This window comes from Candidatus Uabimicrobium helgolandensis, from assembly GCF_041508025.1.
Lineage (GTDB): Bacteria > Planctomycetota > Uabimicrobiia > Uabimicrobiales > Uabimicrobiaceae > Uabimicrobium > Uabimicrobium helgolandensis.
In genome coordinates this window covers 1,005,377-1,020,348 of the sequence record NZ_CP165719.1, presented here as the reverse complement: position 1 = coordinate 1,020,348, position 14,972 = coordinate 1,005,377, and the positions used below count along the sequence as shown (strand labels likewise).

At 35.0% G+C, this 14,972-nt stretch carries 7 protein-coding genes; 3 read left to right on the top strand and 4 right to left on the bottom strand.

From position 1 onward, the window contains the following. Positions 1 to 17: 17 nt before the first annotated feature. Positions 18 to 4,715: a protein kinase gene (locus UABHE_RS03750; RefSeq protein WP_372368887.1), complete on the bottom strand. Its 4,698-nt coding sequence runs from the start codon at positions 4,713 to 4,715 to the stop codon at positions 18 to 20. A gap of 253 nt (positions 4,716 to 4,968) precedes the next feature. Here UABHE_RS03750 and UABHE_RS03745 point away from each other — a divergent pair, with 253 nt between their 5' ends. Next, the gene (locus UABHE_RS03745) at positions 4,969 to 7,287 is read left to right on the top strand and encodes a hypothetical protein (RefSeq protein ID WP_372368886.1); all 2,319 of its coding nucleotides are present in this window, start codon (positions 4,969 to 4,971) and stop codon (positions 7,285 to 7,287) included. 447 nt (positions 7,288 to 7,734) lie between these two features. Here UABHE_RS03745 and UABHE_RS03740 read toward each other — a convergent pair whose 3' ends face one another. Both UABHE_RS03740 and UABHE_RS03735 read right to left on the bottom strand, forming a co-directional pair. Then, positions 7,735 to 9,540, bottom strand: coding sequence for a hypothetical protein (locus UABHE_RS03740; RefSeq protein WP_372368885.1), 1,806 nt, complete (start codon positions 9,538 to 9,540; stop codon positions 7,735 to 7,737). 171 nt (positions 9,541 to 9,711) lie between these two features. Then, on the bottom strand, positions 9,712 to 9,882 hold the full coding sequence (locus tag UABHE_RS03735; protein WP_372368884.1) for a hypothetical protein: 171 nt from the start codon (positions 9,880 to 9,882) through the stop codon (positions 9,712 to 9,714). 198 nt (positions 9,883 to 10,080) lie between these two features. On the opposite strand from UABHE_RS03735, the gene UABHE_RS03730 reads away from it, so the two are divergent. Continuing rightward, positions 10,081 to 11,220, top strand: coding sequence for an STAS domain-containing protein (locus UABHE_RS03730; protein WP_372368882.1), 1,140 nt, complete (start codon positions 10,081 to 10,083; stop codon positions 11,218 to 11,220). A gap of 276 nt (positions 11,221 to 11,496) precedes the next feature. Then, on the top strand, positions 11,497 to 12,315 hold the full coding sequence (locus tag UABHE_RS03725) for an STAS domain-containing protein (protein WP_372368881.1): 819 nt from the start codon (positions 11,497 to 11,499) through the stop codon (positions 12,313 to 12,315). Positions 12,316 to 12,721: 406 nt separating this feature from the next. Here the strand turns inward: UABHE_RS03725 and UABHE_RS03720 are convergent, their stop codons facing one another. Further along, positions 12,722 to 14,932: a cytochrome c biogenesis protein gene (locus tag UABHE_RS03720; protein WP_372368880.1), complete on the bottom strand. Its 2,211-nt coding sequence runs from the start codon at positions 14,930 to 14,932 to the stop codon at positions 12,722 to 12,724. Between the last annotated feature and the right edge of the window lie 40 nt (positions 14,933 to 14,972).

The window sequence follows — 14,972 nt, the reverse complement described above, 5'->3', positions numbered from 1 at the left end:
AAAACTTTTGCATACCGTTAAATCTCTTCTTCGTCTATTTCTATTGTGTTTTCTTCAATTAAAGAAGCTTCTGTTACACCCTTTACAGCATGAAGAGCAACGTCAGGACCAATATTTTCAGCAACATTTCCAACAAAATGACTTCCTGTTATATAAGATTTATTTGGAACGCGTCGTAAACCGCGGATAAATACTCCTCCGCCATTTTCATCTGCTATATTTCGTTTAAAAAAACAATCTTCAAAATTAGTAATTGTGTAAACATGAGCATTCACTCCTCCTCCTGAACCTGCAGCATAGTTATTAATAAATTGTACTTTGCTGAACTTAGCGTCACTTGGTTCTTGGCTATTATCTCCAAGAATTAAAACAGCACCTCCGTTTTTACTCAGAGCGCGATTTCGCTCAAATATACAATTTACAAACAAACTGCGAGTAAAGTCGTTTGAATTTACTGCTCCACCAGAAACACCACAAGAATTTTTAACAAAATGTACTTTGCGAAAAGAGGCTTCTGTATAACAACTACTGTCTTTTCCTAACAAAACAACAGCTCCACCATTCTTTTCTTGCGCCAAATTTTCTTCAAATAAACAATTTTCAAAAGTATTACGTGTATAAATGTTAGCGTTGATAGCTCCACCGTCTATAGCACAATGGTTTTTGACAAATTTAACTTCACTAAAATTACATATCGTCGGAAATAACGGATGGGCACCTAAAACAAGTATTGCTCCACCTGTTTTTGTTTCAGCAAAATTCTTAAAAAAAGATGACTTCGTACATTTTATACGACTAAATTTACCAATTACCATAGCACCGCCGTCAATATTTGCGCGATTATCTATAAATTCAACATCTTTAAACGTAGCGTCACTTAAATTTTTATTGTCTTTCCCTGCTATTCCAAGAGCCCCACAAGATCCTTCTGCAGCATTACCTTCAAAGTTGCAACTTTGAAAGATTAAGCGACTACGTACACCAGCAGCAATGGCCCCACCATCTCCTTTACTGTGATTTTCGATGAAAGACACTTTTTCAAATTTGGCTTTACTCGGTTGACTATCTACTTTGCCAACAATACCAATAGCTCCGCAGTTACCTTTTGCACTATTGGCGCGAAAACTACAGTCGCTTACAACCATTTGAGTATGCGCATTTGCAGCAATAGCACCACCATCGTTACCACATGAATTTTCAGCGAGTATTCCTTTTTTTAACGTTAATTTTGTAGGTCCACTATCGTCTTTACCTATTACTTCTATTGCGCCACCACTGCCTTCACTGTTGTTGCGTTCAAAACGTATATCTCCAAGAATACACAGTGAATAAAACCCTAAATGAATTGCTCCACCATTTGCCTTGCACTGGTTTTCAATAAAGTGTACTTTGTTGCAACTAACTTCTGTACAATGTTTTCCACGTTTCCCTGTAATAAGAAGAGCCCCTGCATGTTTGCTATCAGCACAATTAGAATTAAATAAACACTCTTCAAACTTGGAACGCGTTAACGTATTCAAATAAACGGCTCCTGCCGAAAACTTACTGCGATTTTCTATAAATTGGGTTTTGCGAAAAGTGATTTCACTATATTTCCCGACATCAGCACCACGCACATATACCGCCCCTGCGTCTTCATCAGCTCTATTGTTTTCAAATTGGCACCCTTCAAAATGTATGCGAGTATAATCAACGGCATTAACAGCACCTCCTGTAATGCGACAACGATTATTAAGAAACATCACTTCTTTAAATAGTGCCTCGGAAAAATTATCGCCTTCTTCACCGACAATTTCAACAGCTCCTCCGCTATCATCGCAACTATTGTTTTTGAAACGGCAAGACTCAAACAATGTCTTAGTATATAGGTTTGCGTTAACTGCTCCACCATCTTGTTTACAACGGTTACGTATAAATACAGTGTTATGAAATTCACCTTCGCTAAAAAGCTCACCACTGTTACCGACAAGAACAACGGCTCCACCACTATTATTCTCAGTATAATTTCCTTCAAAACGACAGTCGTGACAAATTACTTTAGAAAGTAAATTTGCATTAATAGCTCCACCATCAATGTGACATCTATTTTCGACGAATGCAACCTTCGTAAGTTCAACTACACTATAATTATTACTTCCTTTGCCATCAATTGCTATCGCCCCTGCGCTATCGCGAATAGAGGTATTACCATCAAAGCGACTATCTTTTATTGTCAATTTTGTATTCTTTTTCGCCAGAATAGCTCCGCCGCGATTTTGGCAACGGTTGCTCACAAATTTACTTTTGTCGATTATAATTTCACTTATATTTTTATTGCCAATAGTCGCAATAGCACCACCACTGTCTTCACTAATGTTACTGTCGTAGTATGAATTTTTGATTAAGGTGTGCGTAAAGAAGCCACAATAAGTTGCTCCTCCTGACATATTGGATCTATTTTCTATAAAATGACAAGAAGCAATTGTTGTCTTTAGTTGATTAGTACTGTCAAGACCACGAATATAAACCGAGCCTCCCTCTTCTAAAGCGCGGTTATTTTCAAAATGGCAATCAACTATATTCATTTTACCGAAAGTATAGTTGCTGATCGCTCCACCATGTAAATTTGATTTGTTGTTAATAAAACGACATTCTTTGACTTCAAGATTTGCTTTTTTATTGTTTTTGTTTGATACGTGTATCACGCCACCGCTACCATCAACTTTGTTATCTGAAAATCTGCACTGTTGAATACGAAAGTTACCCCCTTGTATGTGAATTGCTCCACCACAAACTAGGCTTTTTTCTTCTAAAACGCCATGAGCACTTTCGATATTACATCCTTTGATAATATTTATATTTTCATGATTAGCAAGTATCTGAATCCCTTGCCAGCCTTCTCGTGAAGATAGTGGTTTCAAGGTAATACTACCATAATCCGAATCAGGATTCCATTCGCCTTGAAAGTCAATTTGCCCATGGCAAGAAATCCCAGTATTTTTTTCAAAAACCAAAGTTGTTTTTCCGGTGAGTTCTAATTTACCTTTTGATTCTATTTTCAAAGACTTTGAAAAAGTATACTCTCCCGGCGGAAAAGAAAATGGTCGATCTAAAATACCTTTTTCTATTATTTTCATCGTTTCGAGTTTTTTCTCTAAGGCATCTAAAAGTTGCTGCGGTGTTTTTATGGTATTTCCAATAAATGTTTCTTTTAGTTCACCACGAAAAATTTCAGGTATTCTTTGCCAATTAGGCATATCGGGATCAAAAGGTGTTTTTAGAAAAATATTGTATGCCAGAGCCATTAAATCACAAGCATTGACACCTTTTTTATTGTTTTCCCACAACCAATCCATTGTCATAATTTCTGTTGGTTCTATAAAAATCTGGTTCGGCGAAGGAAGGGAAGGCTTGAGATCCATATTTTGAGTGTAGTTAAGTATAGTAATAGTTTCTCGTATAAATTTAGTGACCGATTCAGGAGTTGCTTCAACATTCAATATACTTTTACCTTTTGGTTGCTCATAAACGAGAACAACCTGATGCGGAATGATCGCATTTTTTCCAATGCCAAGAACTACATCTTTTATTGGCACAAGAAAATTATGTTCTAAAAGCATGATTTTTTCTATGCGATGGTGAAGTTGTTCCCAAGTATTTTCATCTAGTTTTGGTAAAGGCATTTCCACAATAGAGATTTGCGGAGAATGCAAGATGTAGTAACAACGCTTTATTAAATCTTTTATCGAAGGAGTTAATAAATCATAGGATAAAGCCACATGTATCTGTTCTAAAGTTTTATTAATTAGATTATTACGCACTTTTCCTGGTACAAACTTGGCGCCCAAAAACATTTTTTGTGCTTTTTTAAATTCACGATCTCTGTTTTCACGCCCCCACTGCTTTAAACGAGTGGCCACTTCATCGACGCTCTGATAACGATTTTCAGGAGCTTTAGCCATAGATTTTAGGCAAATTTCGTCGAGAATATTATCAATATCTTCATGGATCTTGGAGGGTTTGAGAAGTTTATCGTTAATGACTTTTTCTTGAACAGCAAAAATCTGTACTCGCGAATCAGATAATTCTTCAAAATTTTCGACGAGAAAAGGTAATTTAGTCGTTAATAATTCATATAAAATAACACCCATTGTCCAAATATCAGTACGCTCATCGCAGCCTTCTCCTGAAAATTGTTCTGGAGCTGCGTAGTTTGGAGAACCTTCAAACAACTTTGAGTTTGTTGAGAATTGATCCATCAATTTTGCAATCCCAAAATCAAGTATTTTCGGGTTACCTTCGACGTCAACAATAATATTTGAAGGCTTTAAATCTTTGTGAATAACTCTTTTTTTATGTGCATAGGTAATACACTCTGCTACTTTCGACATCAAAATGACCGCATCGCGTGTAGGGAGATTTCTTATTTCTGACAGAGGTGTTCCTTCCACATACTCCATTGCTAGATATGGAATCATCTGTTCATCGTTGATTTTGTAGACCCCTGCATTTAGAGGTCGAGCAATGTAAGGATGTTCAAGGCGAGTAATTGCGGATATTTCATTTTTGAAGCTTTCAATAAGATGTGTATCATATGCGATGTTGTTACTTATTGGAAATTTTACAGCCACAAAATCTTCTTGATACTTTGCTTTATAAACAACACCATTACCACCACTACCTATTTTTTCGACAATCAAATAATTATCTACAGTCTGCCCAATTTTTATGGCCATAAAAGACCCCCTTAGCATTGCACATCATAATAGCCCAAAAATATTTTTGAGTTATTGTATCAGTTGTAAATATCTAGTTCAAGCATCAACCTGTATTTTAAGTCAAAAATTAGTTTGCAAACATATTTTTAGATGTTAATTTTATATATATAACAGTATTTGAAAATCGTCTTACTTTTGTAGTATTGGTTGCCGCAAAATTTGACACTAAAAATACTTCAGCTATAGATTTTATCGAAAGGAATTCAAGAACATGAACGAAGCGAGTCGAAGTTGGTCAGGACCATTTGCTGGGCAACGCGTACCGATAAACTTAAGTGCTATATTTATAGGCTTTTTAGCCATTTTGATGCTAGTAGCAGGTGTATATGTAATCGAGTTATTTAGTGACGAAGAAAATTTAATAGCTAGAAGTACTTACTTCTTTTTTTCATGCTTAGGAGATAATGGCGTAAGCATGTTCCAGGGGCTTTACTCTCTTTTACCCGGAAGTAAATTAGCTTTTGAAAAAGTTATACAAACACCTTCTTATGGAGTGATGGCCAATTTATTTACATGGTTTTTACTTGTATGGACTTTTTTTGGTGGAGCAATTAATCGCATGATTGCTTACCACATATCAAAGCAAGAAGCTATGTCAATTTCTGCGGCGTTTAAGTTTGCGTGGAAACACAAACTATCTTTATTTTTTACTCCAATAATGCTAGCTCTAGTTATTGCATTTTTCTGTGGTTGTAATTACGTTGCTGGATGGTTAACACTAAAATTTCCACTAATCGGGCCTATTCTTTTTGTGGCTCTATTTTTTTTAGTAATACTATCGTCGATTTTTATTGTTGTTTTAGGAATAGGTTTAATTTTTGGATTTAACTTAATCTCCTCTTCTATTTGTACCGAAGGCTGCGAAGGAGTAGAAGGTGTAATTACCACTCTACAATATATATATTCACGCCCTTGGTCTTATATGATATATCATGGTTTCGTTGCTGTGTCATGTGCTTTCTTATTGTGGGTAGGTGGTATTTTTGTTCACGTTACATTTAACACCTCACTTGTTGGAAATAGCGAAAAAATTTCAACTTACATATTTGACGAGAACTGGAAAACTGTTGAAGTTGTTAAAAGAAAAAAAGTGAATAACTCTCTTGAAGAGTCAGGAACCACTTATTATTTAAGCCAAGAAGCCTACAACGAAGTTAGAAGTAATTTATTATCTGAATTAGAAAATGAAAAAAGCGAAGAAGGTAAACAACAACTGCAAGAGCATCTAAATAATGTTCAAATGTATAGCGCTAGTGTTAGTGATATATGGGCTTACATTCAAGGTGTCGCTACCCATTCCTATCTTTGGGAAAAAAGCAGCAACGAAGTACAACCTCGTGTACGCTCTATGCGTCTAATTAATTTTTGGCACCTAGATAAATTTTGGACGTGTATTGGCGTCTTTCTAATGATTTTTTACTACGCGACCCAATACTTTGTATACGGTTATTTACTAACATACGTATTTGCATCTAGTACATTGATATATTTTTTAATGCGCAAAGAAATCGATGCAACAGATTTTGACGAAGTTTGGGAAGATGATTTTGAAGATAGTACCCCTCCTTTGGAAAATGAAGATTTAGAAAATGGAGCCTCCGAAAATAAAGACTCTGAATCGATTCCTAACACTGTAAATAATAAAAATGAGAGTTCTAGTAGTACTGAGAAAAACAAACCAAAAGACGTAAAAACCAACTCTTTAAAAACAGATTCGAACAGTACAACAAGGGATAAAGATAGCGAATCTAAAAAAGATGATACAAAAATTAATGATAAAAAAGATCCAAAAGCAACAGACGTTAACAAAGATGGGCCGAAAGCTGAAACGAAAAAAGATGAGTTGAAAAAAGGCGATCTCAAAAAAGATGAGTCTAAAAAGAACGATCTCAAAAAAGACGAGCCTAAAGATAATTCCAAAAAAGATGCGTCTAAAGACGATTCTAAAAAAGACAAATCTCAAAAGGATCTTAAAAAAGATGAGTCTAAAGACGATTCTAAAGACGATTCTAAAAAAGATGAATCTAAAAAAGATGAATCTAAAGACAATTCCAAAAAAGATGAGCCTAAAGACAATTCCAAAAAAGACGATCTCAAAAAAGATGAGCCTAAAGGCGATTCCAAAAAAGACGATCTCAAAAAAGATGAGTCTAAAGGCGACTCCAAAAAAGATGATCTCAAAAAAGATGAGTCTAAAGGCGATTCAAAAAAAGACGATCTTAAAAAAGACGAGACTAAAGACAATTCCAAAAAAGACGATCTTAAAAAAGATGAGTCTAAAGACGAACTAAAAAAGGATGAGCCCAAAAAGGAGGAATCTAAAGATGATCTCAAAAAAGATGATCCTAAAGATGATTCCAAAAAAGATGAGACTAAAGACGATTCCAAAAAAGACGAGAGCGAAGCTAGTTCTAGTGGGCGTAAGGTCGATAAAAAGGAAGCTGACTCTAGTACAATGGCGATTCCTCTTATTAAGAGAAAACCTAGAAAGACAAGTCAAAAGATAGATAAAGATAGGTTTATGGACTAGAATGATTACAACTCTAGTTTAGAGTAGCTTTATGGAAGCGATGTAGGGTGTTCTTGTATCTCTACTACAAATGCGGCAGGAATAACATTTGTGATTTTTTTGTATTTCCAGTAAGTTTTACAGTTATTTGCGAAAGCTGGGCGGTTTTATACCGCCCTACAATCGCAAAATGGAAAGCAATTACTGTTCATAAATTTATCAAATACTAGGGGTATGTTAACGCCCCTAATATCATGTCCAATATCCGCATCTCGTTTTGTAATCTTGTTTCAAGAGCTTCATTTAAGCAAGTCGCAAAAAGTTTTTAAGAGCACGCAGCTTGCCTTTGAGTATCATAGCGGCGTTGAGCCTTCGGTTACATAGCTACAGTTATGTGCCTCTCAGGCTCTCCTTCTTTGACACTCAAATTCTACGCTGACTTGAAACGTGCTCAAAAACTTTTGCGACTCACTTAACAATAATAAGTTCGGGATAAGCCGCTCGGATATTTTCCCAAATTTTTTGTCCTCGTTGTTTTCCATTTTGCGAAGCAAGAGTGTTTTTTATCGATTTTTGAGCTGTTTCTACAAAATGACGATATGGTTTCGCTAAATGCTTTACTTCTCCATGACGCTTCACATATTGAGCATGAACTAGTTTAGCGAAATATTGAAATTCTAAAGCACGCTTCTTACCTTCTTCATCTACGAAATTTTTGAACAAATCAAGATAACCTCGTTTTAAAAAACCAATGATATATGCTTCTAGTTCGCTAGAGCGTCCCCAAAAATCTATTTTTCTAGCAATTTCAAAAATCACATAGTCTTGCAAGCTCTTCTTGTACTCAGGGTTTTTAAAAAGTTTGCGCATGCGTTTGTAATATTTATTAGCTATATCCTTGCGACCATAAACATAAGTAGTCTTTACTACATCACGTAAAAATTCTTCATGACTAACAATCCCATTTTCTCCCCAAATTTCTTGTAATTCTGTAAACAGTTCATTCAGAGGTTCAATTACGTGAAAATTTGGTATACAAATCAGTTTGTCATCAGAAAAATCAACAGGAAAACCGTATTCAAAAATTTCTCTTAAGGCATTAAAACGCAAACGATTCATATTTTGAACTTTTACTTTATTCTGCTCTATTTCCATCCATGAATCCGGTTTTCGACTTTGAATATCAACACCTTCTTGCGCCCAATATAGGCTATGCGCAGCTGCAAGGCGCCAATCAATTTTTAAATATTTTTTTTCTATCGCAAGCATCTTCTTGGGCGACATTCCAAATTTTTGATGTAGATTTTTTACCATCCAGTGTTTTTGTAACAACGCATAAGCTTTAAGTAATTTTTTTTGCTGATCTTCATCAAGACCAATTTTATGATTTTTTATTTCTTCATATATTACTTTGTTTACAGATGATAGCGAGATTTCTTGTGATAATCTGTTATTGATCTTCTCAATGTAATCTCTTTTTTCCAATAAAGGCTTTATATCTTGATGTTTGAGTAACAACCCATAAGACCGAGGAGCATCCACAAGTGCTTGTAGATTTGGGCGAGTGCCAAGAACATCATTACTTGTTTTTATGATTTGTTGTTGAAAATAACTTCCATATTGCTCTTTGTTGTTAACACCTGCTTTATGAAAAAAAATAAAAGCTAGTTGCCAGTACAACTTATACGAACCAGGGTTATAACGAATACCATAATTGCGGAGTTGCTCTATTCCCTTCAATATCCACCGCCACTTTTCTTCTTTTTTTGGTGTACTTGCAGCGATATTGTAAGACATTTCCCAAGCCGTAAATTCCCATATCGATGGTAGACGAGGTTCAAGTTTTCCGATTAAGTCATACAATTGTATGATTTCGTAATGTTTACCTTCATCGCGCAATTTGTTGGCGCGCAACCACAACATATCAATTAAAAAACCACGTAGACCTCCGAGAGCTGTTGTTGTTAATACAAGTTCAGGAGGCGCGGTTTTTAAAAATTCCTCTTTGTTCGGATTAAGTTCCTTACGGTATTTGTTTATAGGAGGAATAAAATAGGTTGTAAAAAATACAAATAGCAAAAATGAACAGATAAGAGTGGTTTGAGGAATAACTTCAAAAACATAGCAACCACTAAGATGACCTATAGAATAGCATATAACAGAAATTAATATTGCAATAGAAAAATTGTATTCTTGCAAGTTTAGTGTAAACCACAAAGAGCAGACCGCTAAACAACCAACAAAAAAACCAATAATATGATTTTTTTTTTGCATTTTTTTCTCCAAGAGCACTAAAACAGAATGTATAGACGACCAAATAAAAAAGCTCACGCTTACAAAATGATTTATGTACATTATTTGCACTATAAACGTTTGCGATGAACGTGAGCGTGAACAAAAGCGCCAAAATCAGTTTGTAGAGAATGTTAGGTAGGAAAGTATGATTTAGGGTTTAAGAAAAAATTCAACTGGATGAAATTTTTCTGCTGGAACAGTTTGCGGCAAAGTTGCTTTTCTTGATAAAAGAATAAAATGGTGCTCGCAGTTTTGTATTTGTTTCACAAAAGTCCATTCTTCTTCTGCAACTGGCCTAGGAATAGATGGTGGATTTTGCATTTTTTACCTTTCAAAATTTTTTCTTGACATTTCTTTTTTGTGCAATATACTTAGCTCTTAAAGTTTAACATATTTTATATTCTTTATAAGAATAAATTCAAGTTAAATCTATAAATTTTGCATTCACTTCAATCACCCCAGTGTAATATAGTTTTTTTAGTTGCATACAAATATCTTTGAAAGAGTTTAGGAGAACCAATGCCCGAACTACTCTTCCAATCAAAACAAGAAAAATTGCCTGATGGTTCACCTATCATCATTACTAAAATCCTTGGAGCTATCGATGGAACAACTGTTCGTCAGTTCGAAGATAAGCTCATTGGTTTTTTTAATCAAGGCGTTAAGAATTTAATTTTGGTCTTCTCAGAAGTAAAATATATAAATAGTACTGGAATGGGACTCCTTGTAAAACTAGCTGATAAATTTCAGGAAGGTGGCGGGGACATCAAACTTGTGGGAGTTCCTGAAAAAGTAATCGCTCTTTTCGACATGCTAGGGTTATTGTCTCTTTTCAAAATATACGAAACAGACAAAGACGCTATTCAATCTATTACTGCAGAGTCTATGAGCTCCCCTATGGCAGGAAACCCTCAAGCAGCAGCACCGCCGCCGCCACCACCACCGCCGCCGCTTGCACAGCCTAGTCCACCACCTCCTCCAGCTCCACCTGTGTCGCGACAGGCTCCAACTCCGCCACCAGCGATGTCCCCACCTCCTAATCAACAAATGGGAATGGGAATGGGAATGGGAATGGGCGGTAGTATTGATTTATCATTTGGTAGTGACCAGGGAATATCAGGAGTAGCAACCCCTCCAAAACAGGCGGTTCGCTTTCCTCATGTTGCGCCTTGTTCTGTATGCCAAAGAAGTCTTGAATTTGCTGCTAAAGGTAATTATAAATGTCCTTGTAACAGTTATATTACAATGAATGAATTTGGTCAGCAAACAGTTCATGCAAAAATCAATTCATATGTTATTGATATGACATACCCTAGTAACGCTATTTATCGAAATCCGGTAATACTTGCAATTCATTGTTTAGCACAACAAGTAGGCTACTCAAATGTTTTTTGCGAAGAAGTAAAAGAGGCATTAGAAAATGCGATCAACATTACAGCAGAAAAAAGTAATCCACAAGCAAAGGAAAACTTTCACGTTCTTGCTGTAGCAGATGCTAACGAAATGGTTATTGGTTTAAAATCATTAAATCCTTTCTTGGTACAAAATGGTCCTAAAGATGCCCGGCTTCCTGCAATTGCAAGAAAAGTTGATCGTTTAGAAGTATTTCCTCTTCCAACAAGAGGACAATTACTCAAAATGACAAAAAAGAAAAAGTAATACGAAAAACTTCCTAAAATAAAAATTATTGTATTTTAGGAAGTTTTTTAGAACATACCTTATTTTGATTTTACAAAATAGAAATTACCTGATCTCAATCGCTGAAGATTGCTTTAGACACGTTTTTATCAAAGTTTATGCTACTGCTTTAGCTCTTGTTTTCCACATGTTTGTTCTTGATTAGTTTTTTTCTCTACGCCCTCTGTGGTTCAATTTTTAAGAGATAAGACTAAGCGGTTAGAGTAAAAATGTCAAAGCTTGGAAAATAGGCACTATATGAAAAAAATAGATTTTATCACACAAACATTCCCACTTTCCCAAAAAAACAACATTGTTTTTATAGCGATGTTAGGCGCTATAAACAAATACACGACAATACAAATCCAAAAATTTTATCAATCTTTAAAAAAAGAAGACACTATCATTATTTTGTCTCTTACTGATGTTCATTATATTGATAGTACTGGTATTGGTTTCCTCGCTAATTTACAACAACAATGCGAAGATGCGAATGTTGATTTAAAGATGTGTATGGTTTCAGCAAAAATATATCATTTATTCGAAATGTTAGGTATGACTTCTTGTTTTGCTATTTTTGACACAATAAAAGATACTTTTATTGACTTACAAAAATCAGGCAAGTTAAAAAACTCTATTGAACACTACCTTCAAAAAATTGAACGGCTAGATAAGACAAGCGAAGAGGTTCCAAAAGCTAAAAATTCACAACTCAAACCTGAGTCACTAACAACCATTCTAGAAATTACATATCCCGACATTTTGCATATAAAAAAAGAATCTGTCATTGAAATAAAAATAGCAAATAATTGTGGTAACAAATATCAAGTGGTGCCTCATGTAAAGAGTTGTATTGTTCAACCTCCCTTTTTTTATTTGGACGACAACTGTTCGAAAGTGTATTTTTCGATCATTCCAGTAACTTCAGCAGCAAATACTTTTTTAAATATCGATATTTTTAACGATCAGCATCAGCGAATTTCACGCCCTATTTGCATAAAGAAAAGAATTTGGGATAAAAAAACAATACTGAAATATACGATTAAACTGAAATCTTCTGAGAATAATTCAGACTAGAGCGCGTCATCAACTATCTGTTTTGTTAGAACGTGCAATTTTTTTTATTGTTAGGTTACCATGAAGCAAAGTTTCTTTTTCCAAACCAATAAATCACTTTCTGTCGCTCGCAAACGGGCTCGGGCTCGGGCTCAATACTACTGGCGTATCATTAAATGAATCCGTTATATTTTTATCTGTATTGAATGATGACACGCCCTAGCTTTAATCATAAAAATTTTCACATTCGGTGACAAACTCGCCAGCAATGTGATAAAATTAATAGAGCTTACTTGGTATTATCTTTCGAAGTGATTTGTTTAGAGTTTATATTGTAGTGAAGTTGTAGGTATGATTTGTTACAGATTTATATAAAAAGAAAGGTAACTTATGTTACCTTTCTTCTCTTTGATAAAATTTTACTTCGTTATGAAGTCGCTATTTTTTGGGCTTTTGGTGTTTTATTTTTTTTGTACCATAAAAATATTCCAAAACCAATAAAAGCTAGCTCTATGACAGTAAATAAAGCTAATTTATTAAATAATCCTTGGGTAAATCCATAGTTATGGAGACCAACGCTTAGAAGGTTTACACCCCACCATGCAGCAGCAACAACTATATTACCAAATACTGCTCCTAGAGCAAGTCCCCAATCGCGGATATAACCTCCTAAACGCGAATGCAGTAATATAACACTCCACAATACGATGAGCATTGCTCCATTTTCTTTAGGATCCCACCCCCAAAATCGTCCCCAGGATTGATCGGCCCACAAACCACCAAGAATTGTTCCTAAAAATGCGACAATAGTTCCAAAGCATAAGGTTCCATATACTAGTTTACCCACTTCCTTCGCTTGTTCTTTACTATAATTCGGGAATAAGTGCATGAGGATATATAGATGTCCTATAGCCCCAGCAACTAAGCATGCGGAATAACCAATAATCATACTTGTAACATGTGTTGATAGCCAGAAATTGGAATCAAGTACAGCTACCAAAACGGCCATATTATCACCGTCCATTGCGTATTTACCTGCAATTGCCATCAATATACAACCACTTATTGCTCCAGTAAACAAACTTATACTTCTGCTCGCTTTTGAAAAATATTCCATTATCATTGCGATAGTAACACCAACCCACGCAGCAAAAACAATAGACTCATAAAGTGTTGAGACAGGTGGACGATCTTTTATCATCATTCGCAGCGTTATACCCCAAGAATGACAAATATAAGCCCCTACAAGAAAAGCCACAGATACCCAGAATAGTGGTTTCTTTCCCCAACCTAACCATGAAACTAAACAAAATATAGTACTAAACAAATATAAAAATAAACTTTTGTAAAATAAATCGTAACGGTTGTAAGAGACTTCTAAGTCAATTTTACTTGTTGTACTATCACTCAGCATTGAAGAATTAAATTTCTTTATTTTCTGTAGACCATTGTTAATATCATCAATATTATTTTTTGAAAAACCATAGTAAATAAGGTTTAATGCTTCCAAACTATCTCTTCGTAAATCATCTGGATCGTTAAAGGTTGAATAAAAAACAAATGAAGGAGATTTCCATTCTTGGTCAACATTTTTCAGTACTTCTTTACCTTGTTCTGTTAGCTTAAATTTATGTTCCTCTACCTTTTTTATCACTTTTCCTTCGAGATAATGGAGAATGTAATGCTTGAATTCTTTTTCCATTTCTGCTGGTAAGTCTTTCTTACCATCCATTTCTTTTACGGTTTCAAGAAAGTGGACGAGTCTTTGCGGTGGAGGTACTACTGAAAAAATTTCGCTACGCATTTGCGGAATATCTTTATTATTTAAGCTATTAAATATACTAGAAATTTTTTGCACAAGCGCCATTTTACCAAATTTACTACAGATTTCGCCTGTTAGATATAAGTGATACATATACCGAGATATTGCTATCCCTTTTTCTTTTTCATATGAAAATGTTAAAAGTTCATGAACCATATTTCTAAAAGAAGCTTTCATATTTGGATTTTCTACGCGAATAGTATTTAATTCTGGCAATATTTCATTATAAAAAGTACCTACTCCAGATAAGTTTTTTTCGCGTTTCCAAAAACGAAGTGATTTTTGCAAAGATTCATAATAAAAAACATTGTTACTCAAATGAATAATTTGGTTTTGAAAAATACTACGCTCTTCTTGTTCTATACGAGCAGCTTCCCCCGCATACTGATTAATCAAATTTCCTTTTTCTTTAAGCACATTATAAGAATAGCGATCGCGATCACTTTTATACTTGAGCTGCAGAGCCTCCATAACACGTGGATTTTCGATAAGAAAAATAGCGTGATCGTCTGTTGAATTTTCAAATACTGTTTTGACTAACCATTCAACAGCAAGTACTTTTTTTCCACCAACTTTTATAGACGACTTTCCTGAGATTTGAGTTAGTATTACGCGAGCGAAGGAATCTAGCGGCATAACTCGCCCACCTTTTTGAATCGGAAGAGTTTTTATCTTTTCCCAATTGATTCCTTGATTTTTAGCTAGTGCTTGATTTGAGTTTTGACTATTTTGCAGTGTAGTAGAAAAAGCCACTGTAACTACTACAGATAAACCTAAAAGCAAGCAAATACGAATAAGGCTTTTTGTTTCTTTCATAGTGCAGCTCCAATAATCATTTGTTGTAAGTAACCTGACC